Below are 15,984 nucleotides of genomic sequence, written 5' to 3'. Positions count from 1 at the left end.
GGTCTACGGTGCCCGCGTGCAGGGGTCCTGGGAGCGGGCGGTTGCGGTGCGCGGGCGGCGGCGGGCGCCGGGCCGGGCGGTGCGGACGCTCGCCGAGACGGCGGTCACCTGCGGGGCGGTCCTGCTGCTGCTCGTCGTCCACCAGCTGTGGTGGACCAACCGCCAGGCCCACGAGGCCGCACAGGACCGCGTCGGGCAACTGGAACGCCGGTGGGCCCGCCCGGAGCGCCCGCCCGCCGCCCCGCCCGGCCCCGCCTCCTCCGACCCCGCGCCGACGGCGGGCCCGGCCCCGCGTCCGCACACTCCGGCCGCCCGCCCCGCGCCGCCGCGTCCGGCCGCCGACGGGTACGCCGTCCTCCGCATCCCCCGCCTCGGGCTCGACGTACCGGTCGCCGAGGGCATCGGCCGGGCCGCGGTCCTCGACAAGGGGTACGTGGGGCACTACCCGGGCACCGCACAGCCCGGCGCCGACGGCAACACCGCGCTGGCCGGGCACCGCAACACCCACGGCGAGCCGTTCCGCCACCTCGACCGGGTGCGGGCGGGCGACACCGTCCGTATCGACACCGCCGACGCCGTCCTCACCTACGTCGTCCGCGCCGTGCTGCCCCGCACCACCCCCGGCGACACCGGTGTCCTCGCGCCCGTCCCGCGCAGCACCGTCCACCCCGCGTACGGGTTCTCCGCCCCGGGCTCCTATCTCACCCTGACGACCTGTACGCCGGAGTTCACCTCCACGTACCGGCTGATCGTCTGGGCGCAGCTGCGCACCAGCAGTCCGCGCTGACGCGGCCTGCCGCCGGAGGCAGGGGAGCGCTTAAGCTCTCGCCCCGTGCGAAATCAGACACCCGGCGGCGCGTCCCCGGGCTCCCGCAAGCGCCCGGCGCTGCTGTGGCTGCTGCTGCCCTACGTCCTCTTCCTGGCGGTGTTGCCGCTGGTCAACCGGCTCACGCCGACCGTGTTCGGGCTGCCGTTCCTCTTCTTCTGGATGCTGCTGGCGACCGTGGCGACACCGGGCGCGGTGTGGCTGGCGCGCCGCGGTGATCTGCGGCGGGGGCACCGATGAAGGCGACCGTCGCCACCTCCGTCTTCGCCGCCTTCATGGCGCTGACCCTGGCGCTCGGCCTGCTGGCGGTCCGCGCCCGGCGCGGCGGACGCCGTGAGCGCGGGCTCGCCGAGTGGTCGGTCGGCGGCCGCAGCCTGGGCACCGTCTTCATCTGGGTGCTGATGGCCGGCGAGAGCTACACCAGCTTCAGCTACCTCGGCGCCGCCGGCTGGGGCTACCGCTTCGGCGCCCCGGTCCTCTACGTCATCGCCTACATGTCCTGCGGCTACGCCCTGGGCTATGTCGTCGGCCCGATGCTCTGGGCGTACGCGCGCCGCCACGGGCTGGTCGGCATCACCGACATCGTCGCGCACCGCTACGGCCGCCCCTGGCTGGGCACCGCCGTCGCCCTCTTCGCCACCGTCTGCCTGCTGCCGTACATCCAGCTGCAGATCACCGGCATGGGCGTCGTCGTCTCGACGATCTCCTACGGCGCGATCAGCCTCAACTGGGCGTACTTCCTCGGCTTCGCCCTCACCACCACCTTCGTCGTGGTCAGCGGGCTGCGCGGCAGCGCCTGGGTCTCCGTCCTCAAGGATGTCCTGGTCATCGCCACCCTCGGCTTCCTCGTCGTCTATGTGCCGCTGCACTACTTCGACGGCTACGGCGCCTTCCTCGACCGGGTGGTCGCGGAGAAGCCGCAGTGGCTGACGTTCCCCGGGCACGAGTCCGGCGGGCTCGGCCAGGGCTGGTTCATCTCCACCACCGTCGTCAACTCCCTGACCGTGGTGATCTTCCCGACGACCGTCGCCGGCTACCTCGGCGCCCGCAGCGCCGACACCCTGCGCCGCAACGCCGTCTACCTGCCCGCGTACAACGTGCTGCTGTTCGTGCCGGTGGCGCTCGGCATGGCGGCGCTGTTCGTGGTGCCGGGGCTGACCGGCACCCAGTCCGACCTGGCGCTCTTCAAGCTGGTCACCGACTCCCTGCCGGCCTGGGCGGTCGGCGTGATCGGGGTGGCCGCGGCGCTCTCCTCGATCGTCCCGATGGCGGTGTTCATGCTGGTCATCGGCACGATGTGGGGGCGCAGCGTGTTCGGTGCGCGCTCCGGCGGCGGGGCGGGCCAGGAGGCGCCGGTGGACGGTGCGGCCGGGCAGCGGCAGAAGCGCTGGTCGCAGCTTGTCGTGGTCGCCGCCGGCACCCTCGCGCTGCTGCTGACCTACTTCGCCCCGCAGACCCTCGTCCGCCTCTCCCTCATCTCGTACGAGGGCATGGCCCAACTGGTGCCGATGCTGCTGCTGGGGCTGGTCTGGCGGCGCTTCACCTGGCAGGCGGCGGTCGCCGGGGCGGTGTGCGGGATCGCCCTCGTCTGCACGGCGGTCTTCAGCGGCCACGACCCGCTGTGGGGCGTCAACGCGGGTCTGCTCGCGCTGGTGCTGAACATCGCCGTCGCCCTCGCCGTCACCCGCTTCGGACCGCGCGAGCGGGACGCGCGGCCGGACGGGGAGGTGCTGGCCGTGGACGACGAGTTCCCGCGGTCGGCGGAGCGGGACCGGGGCGTCGCGGTGGGCGCGGAGAACTGACCGGTGCGGGTGGGCGGACCAGGTCTTTAGCCCACCCGCTCCCCGAACCGTACGCACCGTGGTTACCCTTGACGCCACGACAGGCCCCGCGCCGAACGGGCGCGGGCCGCGCCGGGCCCGCCCGGCGCACCGACCGACCGCCGTGAGGAGGCGCCCGGTGCCCCGCATCGCCGAATTCTGGCGGCTCCACACCTCGGCGCTCGCGCTCCTCCTCGGCGGCCTGCTGCTGGCCGAGAGCGGTCTGGCGACGGCGCTCACCGCCGCCGCGACCACCGGCGCCATGCTGCTGCTGTGCCGGGCGTTCCTGCTCGGGCTCCTCGCCGGGGCCGCCCGGCCGATGCCGCCGGGCCGGGTCCGTACCGCGATCCGGGACCGCGAGCGGCGCACCGCCTTCCTGCCACAACGCGACCCCGACGCCGCGGGCCGCCCGCGGCCCAGGGCACCCGGCCGCGCCCTCCCGACGGCCGCGTAGACGCACCGCGGGCAGCCGCCTTCGGGGCCGCCCGCACCGGCGACGTACCCAGGGCCCGCCCCCGTTCCGGGGGAGCCCGCCCCGGCCCCGCACCGCGGGGGTCCGGGCGTACGCCCACATGTTCCGGAACCGCCCCGATCGGCCCCGTAGCCACGGGGTTCCGGCGCCCCGGTCACGGCACCCGCGTCCCGCACGGCCCGTCACGCCGCTTCCTCATCCCGGCACGACGAGACCCGTGGAGGGCTCATCCATGTCCGTTTTCGGTCTGCTCGGCGATCTGCTGGCGCATGGCGCGCAGGCGATCGAACCGCTCTTCGGCGCCTCGGCCACGGCCGCCGCCATCGTCCTGTGCACGCTGGCGGTCCGCGCCGCGCTGCACCCGCTGGCCCGCGCCGCCGCCCGCGGCGAGAAGGCCCGCGCCGCGCTCGCCCCGCAGCTCACCGCGCTCCAGCGCAAGCACAAGGGCGACCCGGAGAAGCTGCGCCGCGCCACCACCGAGCTGTACGCCACCACCGGCGCCTCCCCGCTCGCCGGCTGCCTGCCCTCGCTGCTCCAACTGCCCGTCTTCTTCGTGATGTACCACCTCTTCTCCACCGGCGGCTCCGGGCTACTCGGCCACACGCTCTTCGGCGCGCCGCTCGGCGGGCACTGGACGCAGGCGCTGGCCGACGGCGGCCCGTTCGGCCCGCACGGGCTGGTCTACCTGGGGCTTTTCGCGCTGGTCTGCGCCGTCGCCACCTGGAACCTGAAGCGGGCGCGGGCCGCCGCGGCCCGGCGGCCGGACGGTGAGACGCCCGCGCTGCCGGGCGCCGCGGGCCTGACCAAGGTGCTGCCGCTGCTCTCGTACGCCACGCTGATCACCGTCGCCGTGGTGCCGCTCGCCGCCGCGCTGTACGTCGTCACCACCACGGCGTGGACCGCCGTCGAGCGCGCCCTGCTCCACCGCGACCGGCCCGCCACGGCGTCCGGAACGGGCCGGGACGGCGGCGCCGTGCGGACGGAGACGGTACCGGCCCGGAGCTGAGCCGGGAGGGCCGAAAACCTTCGCATCGGGGCCGCCCGAGCGGGGGATTCCGGCCCCCCGTCCCACCCCGTGGACGGGGGTCTTGCGGAGTGGGCGGCGTTCCTGCACGATCGCCGACTGCCCGATGGCCGTCCCCATCGGCCGGCCCGGGAGGACCCTTCCGGGCCGACCTTCGACCACGGGAGTGACCGATGAAGCTGCTGCGTGTCGGAACCACAGGGGCGGAACGCCCGGCGCTGCGTGACGCGGACGGGGTGCTGCGGGACCTCTCCGGCCTGGTGCCGGACATCGACGGGGCGCTGCTCGCGGACGGTGCGGCGCTGGCCCGCATCCGTACGGCCGCGGGCGCGGGCGAGCTGCCCGTCCTCGATGCGGCGGGGCTGCGCACCGGCCCGCCCGTCGCCCGGATCGGCAAGGTCGTGTGCATCGGGTTGAACTACCACGACCACGCCCGGGAGACCGGCGCCGCCGTCCCCGAGGAGCCGATCATCTTCCTCAAGGCGCCGGACACCGTCGTCGGGCCCGACGACCCGGTGCTGGTGCCGCGGGGCGCCGAGAAGACCGACTGGGAGGTCGAACTCGCCGTCGTCATCGGCCGCACCGCCCGCTACCTCCCGGACGACGACGCGGCGCGCGCCGTCATCGCCGGGTACACCGTCGCCCACGACGTCTCCGAGCGGGCCTTCCAGATCGAGCGGGGCGGCCAGTGGGACAAGGGCAAGAACTGCGAGACCTTCAACCCGCTCGGCCCCTGGCTGGTCACCGCCGACGAGGTGCCCGACCCGCAGGCGCTCGGGCTGCGGCTGTGGGTCAACGGTGAGCTGCGCCAGCGCGGCACCACCGCCGAGCAGATCTTCCCGGTGGCCGAGGTGGTCCGGTACGTCAGCCACTTCATGACGCTGTACCCGGGCGACGTCATCAACACCGGCACCCCGGCGGGCGTGGCGATGGGGCAGCCGGAGCCCAAGCCGTATCTGCGGTCGGGCGATGTGGTCGAGCTGGAGATCGACGGTCTGGGCCGCCAGCGCCAGCAGCTCAAGGACGCCTGACCGGAGCGCGTCTGACGGGGCGTCGGCCGACGGGGTGACGCCCCGCGGGACGGTGCCCGGGCGCGTCGCTACGGCAGATGGCTCCCCGATGGCCCATCTGCCGGTCGGTTTTCCGGCGGCGCGCCCGGGCGCTCCCCGGTGCGCGCGGGCGCCCTCCGCATAGTGCCCGGCATGCCAGGAAAGCAGAAAAGATGGTTGAGGGCGGCGCTGGCCGCCCTGGTCGGTACGGCGCTCGCCGCACTGCTGGGGCTCGGTGCCGCCGTGGTGTTCGCCAACCCCCTGCCGGGCGGCCTCGGCCCCTGCCTGGGGAGCGCCTGCCCCGGCTCCTACGAAGATCCGCACAACGGCCCGGTCGCGGGCCGTGACGAGAACATCAACATCTACGTCGGCGGCAACTACCACGTCGGCGGCGCGGCGGCCGAGGCCGAAGGCAAGATCGTCGCCCTCGGCGACTTCGCCATGAACAAGACCGCCGGATCGAGCGTCTACAACGTCGGTGTGGTCGGCGTCGGTTCGCGGGTCCCGCCGCCCAACGGCTCGGACTTCCTCACCGTCGGCCACGACGTCACCGTCGCCCCCAACCAGCGTCTCCTCGCCGAGGAGGGGTCCACCCACGGCGTGGTCAAGTACGGCGGGACGCTCAGCGGCACCGTCCGGCCCAGCGCCGTCCACGAGCCGGGGGCCGCCGACCCGTACCGCGGCCTGCGGGCCCAGCTGACCGAGTCCAGCTCCTGCTACGCCTACGTGGACGGGGCGTCGCGCCCCGCGACCGGTACCGCCGTCAACCAGGGCTACCAGACGCTCTTCCGCGGCGACGGCACCTCGCAACTCCAGGTCTTCCACGTCGACTTCGACATCGCGTCGGCGAACGGCGGCGATCAGGGCATCGTCTTCGAGAACATCCCCGACGGCGCGACCGTCCTGGTCAACATGCTCGGCACCAGCCGCACCATCAGCACCTACATCGGCCACGACCTCCAGCCCCGCGGTATCCGCCAGCGGCTGCTGTGGAACTTCCCGGACGCGACGTCGGTGCACTTCCGGGGCAGTGCGCAGTTCCAGGGCGCCGTCCTGGTCGGCCACCCGTCGAGCCTGACGACGGTCACCGTGCCCGGTATGAACGGCCGTTTCTTCACCGCGGGTTCCCTGGACCACCGCGGCACCAGCGGCTCGGAACTCCACGACTACCCGTTCACCGGCGACCTGCCCGACTGCGCGGTGACCCCGACGCCGACCCCGTCCCCCACGACGCCCACGCCGTCGCCCACGGAGCCGACGCCCACGGTGACGCCTACGACGCCGGCGCCCACGACTCCGGCCCCGACGGTGACGCCTACGACCCCGGTGCCGACGACTCCGGCGCCCACGGTGACACCTACGACCCCGACCCCCACGCCGACCGAGCCGACGGTTCACCCGACGCGCCCGACGGTGCATCCCACGGAGCCGACGGTGCACCCGACCCGTCCGACGGTCCGCCCCACGGAGCCGACGGGGCATCCGACCCATCCGACGGTGCATCCCACCGAGCCCACCGTCCACCCGACGGTGTGGCCGACCGAGCCCACCGGCCGTCCGACGCACCCCACCTGGCACCCGACCGAGCCCACCGACCACGCCACCGAGCCCAGCGGACACCCCACGCACCCCACCGGACACCCCAGCTCCTCGTGGAGTGACGGGGGCTGGGGCGACGGCGGCTCCGACGGGGGCGGTCATGGTCATGGCCACGGTCACGGCCCCGGCGGTGGCGGCCACGGCCACGGTCACGGAAACGACGACGAACTGGCCGCCAGTGGTGCGCTCAGCAACCCCTGGCTGATCAGCTCCGCCATCGGCGCGCTGCTCATCGGCGCGGCGCTCGTCCTGCTCCTCCGCAACCGCCGGACCGACTGACCCACCCGGCGGCCGACACCCCGACGTCCGGCCGTCACCCGCTGAGGGGCCCCGGTCACCACGGTGACCGGGGCCCCGTCATGTCCGGGGGCGCCGGGGCGGGCATCCGGACCGCCGGGCCCGCGCCCCTCGTCTCAGGCCGCCGGGTGCTCGATCCGGACCGTGCAGGACTCGGCCGCCGACCGCTTCGCCGCCTCAAGGACCCGCAGCGCCGCCGCGGCCTCCGCCGCCGTCACCGGCGGCCGGCCGCCCTCGCGCAGCGCCCGCGCCACCGCCGCGTAGTACGCCGGATAGTCACCGGGCAGCGTCGGCACCGGCGTACCGCCCCCGGTCAGCGGGGACTCCCCGGCGCCCAGGCGGCCCCAGGCCGACTCCGGCTCCACGCCCCACGCCGCGCCCTTCGCACCGGGCCGGTCGCCCGCGCGCAGCGCCGCCTCCTGGGGGTCGAGGCCGTATTTCACATATCCGGCCGCGCTGCCCAGCACCCGGAAGCGCGGGCCCAGTTGGGCGGCGGCCGCGCCCGCCCACAGATGGGAGCGGACGCCGTTCGCATGGGTGAGCGCGAAGAAGGTGTCGTCGTCGGCCTCCGCGCCGGGCCGCCGTACGTCCGACTCGGCATAGACGGAGGTGACGGGGCCGAAGAGGGTCAGCGCCTGGTCGACGAGGTGGCTGCCGAGGTCGTAGAGGAGGCCGCCCAGCTCCGCCGGGTCGCCGGACTCGCGCCAGCCGCCCTTCGGGAGCGGCCGCCACCGCTCGAAACGCGATTCGAAGCGCCGGACCTCGCCGAACGCCCCCTCGTCCAGCAGCTTGCGCACGGTGCGGAAGTCGTTGTCCCAGCGGCGGTTCTGGAAGACGGAGAGCAGCAGACCGCGGTCGTCGGCGAGCCGTGCGAGGCGGTCGGCCTCGGCGGCGGTCGCGGCGAGCGGCTTGTCGACCACCACCGGCAGCCCCGCCTCCAGCGCGGCGGTGGCCAGTGCCACATGCGTCTTGTTGGGCGTCGCCAGGACGATCAGATCCAGCTCACCGGCGCGGGCCAGGACCTCCTCGGGGCCCGCGACCGTCCGCACTCCGGGGTGCTCCGTACGGGCCCGGGCCTGCCGCTCGGCGCTGCGGGTCGCGACGGTGTCCAGCACCAGGCCCGCGGTCGCGGCGATCAGCGGCGCATGGAACACCGAGCCCGCCAGACCGTAACCGATCAGTCCGACGCGGAGCGGGTCGCCGTCGCGGGCCGGGGGAGTGGAGGTGCCGGGGAGAGTGCTCATGAATCCACTTAAGCAACAGCGGGGGCGGAAGGGGCGGGCGGGGTGCGGTCGTCCCCGGGGCGGCGGTAAGTCATCTGATCAGGCGGTATCCCGCGCCCGGTCGGGTGCACCCGGCGCCCGGCCTCCCGGCAGGGGGCGTCGGCCGTGGCAGGGTCCGGCACGTGCGGTACGCGGTGGGCCGGGGGCCGCGTCGCCGCGCGTCCCGGCCGGCGAGCAGCAAAGGACCACCATGGCGACGCACCCGCCCCAGTCCCTGCCCATGGGGGCGGCCCAGCCTCCGGTGTCCGCCGATGTCGCGGCCCCGACCGCGCCCGCGGGAGCGGCCGGGCCCTGCACCGCCCCGGCCGCTCCCGCCGCCCCGGCCCGCCCCGCGCTCTCCCGGCGCCCCGCAGCCGGAGTCGGTGCCGCCCGGTGGACCTCCGGCCCCACCTTCCGCGTGATCTTCGCCGGGGCCCGGCCGGTCTGCGCCGGTGCCGTCGCCCCGGGCGCCGCCACCGCGCGGGCGGCCGTCGCCCCGCCCGGCGGCGTACCGGCGTCTGCGGCCCTGGCCGACCGCGCCCCGTCCGCCGCCGACCGCGGGGAGCGCCATCCGCAGACCACGCTCCGGGCCGTCACCGCCGGGCACCCCGTACCGGCCGGTGCGCACCGGCCCGTCGGCGGTGCGTCATCCGTGCCGCGGGCCCGGCCCGCCCTGCCGCGGGTGCTGGCCGACGCAGGTCAGGGGCCGATGCCCGCCCTCGTCGCCGTCGCCGCGGTCCTCCTTCTGGGCGGCGCCGGACTGGTGACAGCGGCCCGGCGGCTGCGCGGCTGAACTGCCACCGGGACCTGCCGCGTTCGGGCCCGGCGGGACGGGCGCCGCGCCGCACCGCGGCCACCGGCCCGCCGCGCCCCACTGCCTCCCCGTGCAAGACTCACGCCGTGAACACCCCCCACCCCCGGCACCCCGGCGCGCCCGTCCGGTCCGGTATCCCCGAGCACGGCCGCATACCGAAGTACTACGCGGTGAAGGTCGACATCGCGGCGCTGCTCGACACGTTGAAGGAGGGGGAGTCGCTGCCCGCCGAGCGGGATCTGGCGCAGCGGTTCGAGGTGTCGCGGGAGACGCTGCGGCAGGCGCTGCGGGAGCTGATCCTGGAGGGGCGGCTGCGGCGGCTGGGGCGCGGCACCGTCGTCGCCGGCCCCAAGCTGGCGCAGCCGCTCTCGCTGGCCAGCTACACCGAGGGCGTACGCAACCAGGGGCGGCGCCCGGGGCGGCAGCTCATCGGGCTCGACCGCTTCCCGTGCCCGCCGGTGCTCGCCGTCGATCTCGGGCTGACCGCCGGGGACCCGGTCTGGCACATGGAGCGGGTGCTCCTCGCCGACGACGAGCGGGTCGGGCTGGAGAGCACGTACGTGGCGGTCGCCCGCGTCCCGGACCTGGACACCGCGTTCGCGCCCGACTCGTCGTTCTACGCCTACCTCCACGACGAGCTCGGCATCGGGTTCGGGGACGCCGACGAGCGGCTGGAGACGGTGCTCGCCACGCCGCGGGAGGCGCTGCTCATCGGGACGCCGGGGGCGCTGCCGATGCTGCTCATCCACCGCTTCTCGCGGGACACCACGGGGCGCCCCCTGGAGCGGGTGCGCTCCCTCTACCGCGGCGACCGCTTCTCCTTCACCACCCATCTGAACTCCCGCGCGGGCGACTGACCCCCGCCCGCCGCGACGCCTGCCCTCCCCCTCAAGTCACGTAAAGGTAACGGGTCTAGGCCAGGATTGCGGCCTCGTTCACGTCGCCGTTGCCGGAGCGACCGCTCGGGGTCACCCGCCGCCGCGAACGTCTGCGGCATGCGAGTCATAGTCGTCGGAGCCGGTGTGCTGGGAACCATGCACGCCTGGCACGCAGTCGAACGGGGCCACGAGGTCCTCCACATCGAGCGGGAGGCCGAGGCCCGCGGCGCCTCGGTCCGGAACTTCGGGCAGGTCTGGGTCAGCGGCCGGGCGGGGGGCGAGGAGCTGGACACCGCGCTGCGCGCCCGCGAGCTGTGGGAGGAGATCGGCGCCCGCGTCCCCGGCATCGGCTTCCGCGCCACCGGATCGCTCAGCGTCGTCATGAACGAGGCGGAACGCGCCGTCGCCGAGGCCGCCACCCGCCGCCCGGACGCCGCCGCCCGCGGCTACGCCCTCCTCGACGCGCCCGCCGCCCGCGAGATCAACCCCGCCCTGCGCGGCGACTTCCTCGGCGCCCTGTGGTGCGAGCGCGACGCCGCCGTCGAACCCCGCGTCGCCCAACGCGCCCTCAAGGACGCCCTGCTGGCCTCCGGCCGCTACACCTACCTCGGTGGCCGCGAGGTCCGCGACCTCACCGACGACGGCGCCGTCCGCGACGACCACGGCGACGTCCACCACGGCGACACCGTCCTCCTCTGCACCGGCGCCCGGCTCGGCGGACTCGTCCGCGAACTCGCCCCCGAGCTGCCGGTCCGCCGCGTCCGCCTCCAGATGATGCAGACCGACCCGCTCGGCGAGAAGCTGACCACCTCCGTCGCCGACGCCGACAGCTTCCGCTACTACCCCGCCTACGCGAGCGAGGCGCTGGACGCGCTCGCCGCCGTCCAGCAGCAGACGCCGACCGCCGCCGCGCACAAGATGCAGCTGCTGATGGTCCAGCGCGCCGACGGCGGACTGACCATCGGCGACACCCACGAGTACGAGACGCCGTTCGGCTTCGACGTCGTCGAGGACCCGTACACGCACCTCACCGGCGTCGTCGAGAAGATCCTCGGCCGCCCGCTGCCGACCGTCCGCCGCCGCTGGGCCGGCGTCTACGCCCAGTGCACCGACACCTCCCGCGTCGTCCACCGCCAGCAGGTGCGCGACGGCGCCTGGCTGGTGACCGGGCCGGGCGGGCGCGGTATGACCTGCTCACCGGCGATCGCCGAACAGACCGCCGACGAACTGGGCTGGTGACCGACATGACCTCCCCGCACACCCCGCACGCCACCGAGCTGGTCGTCCTCGACATGGCCGGTACCACCGTCGCCGACGACGGCCTCGTCGAGCGCGCCTTCGACGCCGCCGCCCGCCACCTCGGCGTCGTCCCCGGCAGCGACGCGCACGCCGCCATGCTCGACCACGTCCGCGCCACCATGGGCGAGTCGAAGATCTCCGTCTTCCGCCACCTCTTCGGTGACGAGGACGCCGCCCGGCGCGCCAACACCGCCTTCGAGGGCGCCTACGGCGAACTGGTCGGCGAGGGCCTGATCGCCCCGGTGCCCGGCGCCCGCGAGGCGATCGAGGCGCTGACCGCCGCCGGGCTGACCACCGTGCTGACCACCGGCTTCGCCCGCGTCACCCAGGACGCCATCCTGGACGCGCTCGGCTGGCACGACCTCGCCGCCCTCACCCTCTGCCCGGCCGACGCGGGCCGCGGCCGCCCCTACCCGGACATGGTCCTCACCGCCCTGCTGCGCACCCGCGCCACCGCCGACGTGGCCCGGATCGCGGTCGCCGGGGACACCTCGTACGACATGCTCAGCGGCTGCCGCGCCGGAGCCTCGGTCGTCGCCGGCGTGCTGACCGGCGCCCACGACGCGGCCCGGCTGACGGAGGCCGGCGCCACCCACGTCCTCGGCTCGGTCGCCGAACTGCCCGCACTCCTCGGGGTGGTGTGACATGACGGCACCGCTGGCGGCGCCCCCCTCGGGGATCCGCTTCGACGGCGTACGGGTCGCCTACGGCGACACCGTCGTCCTCGACGGCCTCGACCTGACCGTCGAGCCGGGTGAGTTCATGGCGCTGCTCGGGCCCTCCGGCTCCGGCAAGACCACCGCACTGCGCGCCGTCGGCGGTTTCGTCACCCCGCAGCGCGGCCGGATCCTGATCGGCGGCCGCGACGTCACCGACCTGCCGCCGTACAAGCGCGGCATCGGCACCGTCGTCCAGAACTACGCGCTCTTCCCGCACATGAAGGTCGCCGACAACGTCGCTTTCGGACTCAAGGCCCAGAAGGCGCCGCGCGCGGAGATCGCACCCCGGGTGCGCGAGGCGCTGGAGATGACCGGGATGGCCGGGTACGCCGACCGCCACCCCCGCGAACTCTCCGGCGGCCAGCAGCAGCGCGTCGCCCTCGCCCGCGCCCTCGCCATCCGCCCCGGCGTCCTCCTCCTCGACGAACCGCTCTCCGCCCTCGACGCCACCCTCCGCTCCGACATGATGGGCGAACTGGCCCGCCTCCACCGCGAGCTGCCGGACGTCACGATCCTCTACGTCACCCACGACCAGGTCGAGGCGCTGACGCTGGCCGACCGGATCGCCGTGATGGACGCCGCCCGGCTCCAGGACTGCGGCACCCCGCAGGAGCTCTACCGCCGCCCGCGCACCGCGTTCACCGCGTCGTTCGTCGGCACCGCCAACCTGCTGCCGGTCACCGTCGCCGACGACGGCGTCGACCTCGCCGGACAGCGGCTCGCCGTCCCCACGGGCGACGCCGTCCGCGGCGCCACCGCCACCCTCTGCGTCCGCCCGCACCTCGTCGGCGTCGGCACGGTCCCCGCGGCGGACGGCAACACCCTCCGCGGCACCCTCACCGGCATCCAGTGGCGCGGCGCCACCCACCGCCTCACCGCCGAGATCTCCGGCCACCGCGTCCTCGCCGACGTCCGCGAACTGCGCGAACCCCCGGCGATCGGCGCGGACATCGCCCTGCACTTCGCCCCCGGCGACGCCGTCCTCGTCCCGGCGCAGCTCGCCGGAGGCACCGATGTCTAGCGCCACCACCACCCGCCCCGCGACGGCGGCGCACCCGGCGGACGACACGGCGGGCACCCCGGCCCCCGGCAGGCGTCCGGCCCGCCGCCCCGGCGCCGCGCTCTGGGCGCTGCCGCCCGTCGCCGCCCTCGCGCTGGTCTTCCTCTATCCCCTGGCCCTGGTGGTGTGGCAGTCCTTCTCGCCGGAGGACGGCGGCCACTCCACCGCGCCGTACGCCGAGGTACTGGCCCAGGCGTCGTTCCGGGACGCGCTGGTGACGACGGTGGGGATCGCGGCGGGCGCCACCGCCGGCGCGGTCGTCCTCGGCTCGGTCCTCGCGCTGATCATCGCGTTCGTGCCGTTCCCCGGCGGCCGGGCCTTCGCCCGCTTCATCGACGTCTTCCTCTCCTTCCCCTCCTTCCTCATCACCCTCGCCCTCCTCTTCCTCTACGGCACCGTCGGCGTCGCCAACGGCCTGTGGACGGATGTCACCGGCGCGGCGAGCGGCCCCTTCGACTTCCTGCACACGCCCTGGGGCGTGCTGCTCGCCGAGATCACCTACTTCACGCCGTTCGTGATGCGCCCGCTGCTCGCCGCCTTCGCCCAGCTGGACACCGGCCAGCTGGAGGCCGCCGCCTCCCTCGGCGCCCGTCCGGCGCGGATCGTGCGGACGGTGATCCTCCCGGAGGCGCTGCCGCAGCTCGCCGCGGGCGGCGCGCTGGTCCTGGTGATGTGCCTCAACGAGTTCGGCATCGTGCTCTTCACCGGCGCCAAGGGCGTCGTCACCCTGCCGGTGCTCGTCTACACCAAGGCGATCCTCGACGGCGACTACACCGGCGCCTGCGTCGTCGCCGTCGTCAACATCGCCCTCTCCGTCGCCCTGTACGCCCTCTACCGGTACGTCATGGCGCGTACCGCAGCCGGAGGTCACCGCCGTGCTGCTGCATAGCAAGGCCGCCCGCCGCACCGCGTGGGCCGTCTTCCTGCTGCTCTTCCTGCCGCTCTTCGCCCTGCCGCTGCTGGTCATCGTCGCCGCGTCGTTCGCCACCGGCTGGAGCGGCGCCCTGCCCTCCGGCGTCACCCTCGCCCACTACCGCGACGCGGTCCACGGCGACTCCCTGGACGCGCTGCTGACCAGCGCCGCCACCGCGCTCGCCGCCAGTGTGCTGGCGCTGACCGCCGGCACCTGGGCCGCGCTCGCCGCCCAGCGGCTGCCCCGGCGCGCCCGCCGCGTCCTCGACGGACTCTTCCTGCTGCCCCTCGCGGTCCCGTCCGTCGTCGTCGGCCTCTCCCTGCTGGTCGCCTTCTCGCAGCCCCCGCTGCTCCTCAACGGCACCCCGCAGATCGTGATCATCGCCCACACGGTGCTGGTCACCGCCTTCGCCCACCAGTCCGTCGGCGCCGCCCTCACCCGCCTCGACCCGGCGTACGAACAGTCCGCCGCCGGTCTCGGCGCCCGCCCCGCCTATGTCCTGTGGCGGGTCAAGCTGCCGCTGCTGCTGCCGTCGCTGAGCGCCGCCGCCGGGCTCTGCATCGCCCTGTCCATGGGCGAGTTGAGCGCCACGATGATGCTCTACCCACCCGACTGGATGCCGCTGCCGGTCCAGATCTTCGCCGCCACCGACCGCGGCTCCCTCTTCGCCGGCGCCGCCCTCGCCGTCGTCCTGATGGCCGCCACCCTGCTCGCCCTGTTCGCCGTCTCCCGCCTCCGCACCCGCGCCGCCTACCGCTGACCGGCCCGGACCGTCCCCTCCTGGAGATCCGCCATGCGCCCCCGCCCCCGCCGCACCGTGCTCGCCGCCTGCGCCGCCGCCCTCGTCCTGCCCGCCGCGCTCACCGCCTGCGGCACCTCCGCCGACCCGAACGCCAAGGAGATCACCGTCTACAGCGCCGACGGGCTCCGCGGCGAGAAGGGCGACGGCTTCTACGACAAGGTCTTCAAGGACTTCGAGAAGCAGACCGGCATCAAGGTCAACTACGTCGAGAGCGGCTCCGGCGCCGCCGTCCAGCGCCTCGCCCGCGAGCGCTCCCACACCCAGGCGGACGTCGTCGTCACCCTCCCGCCCTTCATCCAGCAGGCCGACGGCAAGGGCCTGCTCGCCACCTACCGCCCCAAGGGCTCCGACCAGGTCGCCGCCGGTGACAAGGACCCGGACGGCCGCTGGACCTCGGTCGTCAACAACTACTTCTGCTTCATCCACAACACCGAGGAACTGCCGAAGCCCCCGAAGACCTGGCAGGACCTGCTCGATCCGAAGCTCAAGGGCAAGCTCCAGTACTCCACCCCGGGCGTCGCCGGTGACGGCACCGCCGTCCTCGTCAAGGCACTCCACGACTTCGGCTCCACCGACGCGGCGATGGCGTACTTCGCCAAGCTCCAGGCCAACAACGTCGGCCCGTCCTCCTCCACCGGCCAGCTCGCGCCCAAGACCGACAAGGGCGAACTCCTCGTCGCCAACGGCGATGTGCAGATGAACTACGCCAACACCACGTCCCTGCCGCACCAGGGCATCTTCTTCCCGGCGGCCAAGCCCGGCGCCAAGCCGTCCACCTTCGCGCTGCCGTACGCCGCGGGCCTGGTCAAGAACGCCCCGCACACCGCGAACGCCAAGAAGTTCCTCGACTACCTGCTCTCCGAGCCCGTCCAGCGCGAGGTCTCCGCGGTCGGCGGCGGCTTCGCCGCCCGCCAGGACATCAAGGCCACCGACGCCCACGCCACCGAACTGGCCGCCCTCATGAAGGGCGTCGACATCTTCGAGCCCGACTGGAAGGACATCGACAAGAACCTCCCCGGCCACCTCGACGCCTGGCGCAAGGCCACCGGCAGCTGATCCGCCGCCCGGGACGGGGCGCCCGCCGCCCCGTCCCGCCCGTCTCCCGGCGCACGTAGGCTGGTCGTACAGGCCCCGCCGGCACCGTCGGCGG

At 74.8% G+C, this 15,984-nt stretch carries 16 protein-coding genes; 15 read left to right on the top strand and 1 reads right to left on the bottom strand.

What is annotated here, in order from left to right:
• The first annotated feature begins 16 nt into the window (after positions 1 to 16).
• The 7 genes from ACZ4U4_RS17985 to ACZ4U4_RS17955 all read left to right on the top strand — a co-directional run bounded on the left by ACZ4U4_RS17985 (position 17) and on the right by ACZ4U4_RS17955 (position 7,069).
• Positions 17 to 787, top strand: coding sequence for a class E sortase (locus ACZ4U4_RS17985; protein WP_467874899.1), 771 nt, complete (start codon positions 17 to 19; stop codon positions 785 to 787).
• 45 nt (positions 788 to 832) lie between these two features.
• Positions 833 to 1,066 (top strand): DUF3311 domain-containing protein, encoded by a 234-nt coding sequence (locus ACZ4U4_RS17980; protein ID WP_467874896.1) that lies wholly within the window; start codon positions 833 to 835, stop codon positions 1,064 to 1,066.
• On the top strand, positions 1,063 to 2,628 hold the full coding sequence (locus ACZ4U4_RS17975) for a sodium:solute symporter family protein (protein WP_467874893.1): 1,566 nt from the start codon (positions 1,063 to 1,065) through the stop codon (positions 2,626 to 2,628). The genes ACZ4U4_RS17980 and ACZ4U4_RS17975 overlap by 4 nt, the downstream gene beginning before the upstream one ends.
• Before the next feature lie 157 nt (positions 2,629 to 2,785).
• Positions 2,786 to 3,100 (top strand): DUF6412 domain-containing protein, encoded by a 315-nt coding sequence (locus ACZ4U4_RS17970; RefSeq protein WP_467874890.1) that lies wholly within the window; start codon positions 2,786 to 2,788, stop codon positions 3,098 to 3,100.
• A 250-nt stretch (positions 3,101 to 3,350) separates the two neighbouring features.
• Positions 3,351 to 4,124, top strand: coding sequence for a YidC/Oxa1 family membrane protein insertase (locus tag ACZ4U4_RS17965; RefSeq protein WP_467874887.1), 774 nt, complete (start codon positions 3,351 to 3,353; stop codon positions 4,122 to 4,124).
• Positions 4,125 to 4,315: 191 nt separating this feature from the next.
• Complete coding sequence (locus tag ACZ4U4_RS17960; RefSeq protein ID WP_467874885.1) at positions 4,316 to 5,173, top strand: fumarylacetoacetate hydrolase family protein; 858 nt, start codon at positions 4,316 to 4,318, stop codon at positions 5,171 to 5,173.
• Positions 5,174 to 5,344: 171 nt separating this feature from the next.
• Positions 5,345 to 7,069 carry a choice-of-anchor A family protein gene (locus ACZ4U4_RS17955; protein ID WP_467874883.1) on the top strand — a complete coding sequence of 575 codons (1,725 nt, stop codon included), beginning with the start codon at positions 5,345 to 5,347 and terminating at the stop codon, positions 7,067 to 7,069.
• Positions 7,070 to 7,203: 134 nt separating this feature from the next.
• On the opposite strand, the gene ACZ4U4_RS17950 is transcribed toward ACZ4U4_RS17955, so the two are convergent.
• On the bottom strand, positions 7,204 to 8,331 hold the full coding sequence (locus ACZ4U4_RS17950) for a Gfo/Idh/MocA family protein (protein ID WP_467874881.1): 1,128 nt from the start codon (positions 8,329 to 8,331) through the stop codon (positions 7,204 to 7,206).
• Positions 8,332 to 8,560: 229 nt separating this feature from the next.
• Between ACZ4U4_RS17950 and ACZ4U4_RS17945 the strand changes: the two genes are divergently transcribed.
• From ACZ4U4_RS17945 to ACZ4U4_RS17910, 8 genes are all read left to right on the top strand, one after another.
• A complete protein-coding gene (locus ACZ4U4_RS17945) occupies positions 8,561 to 9,142 on the top strand; it encodes a hypothetical protein (protein ID WP_467874878.1) in 582 nt (193 codons plus the stop codon).
• A 107-nt stretch (positions 9,143 to 9,249) separates the two neighbouring features.
• Positions 9,250 to 10,020 (top strand): GntR family transcriptional regulator, encoded by a 771-nt coding sequence (locus ACZ4U4_RS17940; protein WP_467874876.1) that lies wholly within the window; start codon positions 9,250 to 9,252, stop codon positions 10,018 to 10,020.
• A 138-nt stretch (positions 10,021 to 10,158) separates the two neighbouring features.
• Positions 10,159 to 11,280 (top strand): TIGR03364 family FAD-dependent oxidoreductase, encoded by a 1,122-nt coding sequence (locus ACZ4U4_RS17935; protein ID WP_467874873.1) that lies wholly within the window; start codon positions 10,159 to 10,161, stop codon positions 11,278 to 11,280.
• A gap of 5 nt (positions 11,281 to 11,285) precedes the next feature.
• Entirely contained in the window at positions 11,286 to 11,984 is a 699-nt protein-coding gene (locus tag ACZ4U4_RS17930) for a phosphonatase-like hydrolase (RefSeq protein ID WP_467875209.1), read from the top strand.
• A 1-nt stretch (position 11,985) separates the two neighbouring features.
• Complete coding sequence (locus tag ACZ4U4_RS17925) at positions 11,986 to 13,080, top strand: ABC transporter ATP-binding protein (RefSeq protein WP_467874871.1); 1,095 nt, start codon at positions 11,986 to 11,988, stop codon at positions 13,078 to 13,080.
• The gene (locus ACZ4U4_RS17920) at positions 13,073 to 14,008 is read left to right on the top strand and encodes a 2-aminoethylphosphonate ABC transporter permease subunit (protein ID WP_467874868.1); all 936 of its coding nucleotides are present in this window, start codon (positions 13,073 to 13,075) and stop codon (positions 14,006 to 14,008) included. Before ACZ4U4_RS17925 ends, ACZ4U4_RS17920 begins: the two co-directional genes overlap by 8 nt.
• Positions 13,995 to 14,792, top strand: a complete 798-nt coding sequence (locus ACZ4U4_RS17915) for an ABC transporter permease (RefSeq protein WP_467874865.1) — start codon at positions 13,995 to 13,997, stop codon at positions 14,790 to 14,792. Before ACZ4U4_RS17920 ends, ACZ4U4_RS17915 begins: the two co-directional genes overlap by 14 nt.
• Positions 14,793 to 14,825: 33 nt before the next feature.
• Positions 14,826 to 15,890: a 2-aminoethylphosphonate ABC transporter substrate-binding protein gene (locus ACZ4U4_RS17910; RefSeq protein ID WP_467874863.1), complete on the top strand. Its 1,065-nt coding sequence runs from the start codon at positions 14,826 to 14,828 to the stop codon at positions 15,888 to 15,890.
• Positions 15,891 to 15,984: the final 94 nt, after the last annotated feature.

Source organism: Streptomyces sp. NPDC029159 (genome assembly GCF_055564055.1).
Note: the sequence above shows the minus strand (reverse complement) of the source record. Positions and strands in the feature narration are given on the sequence as shown.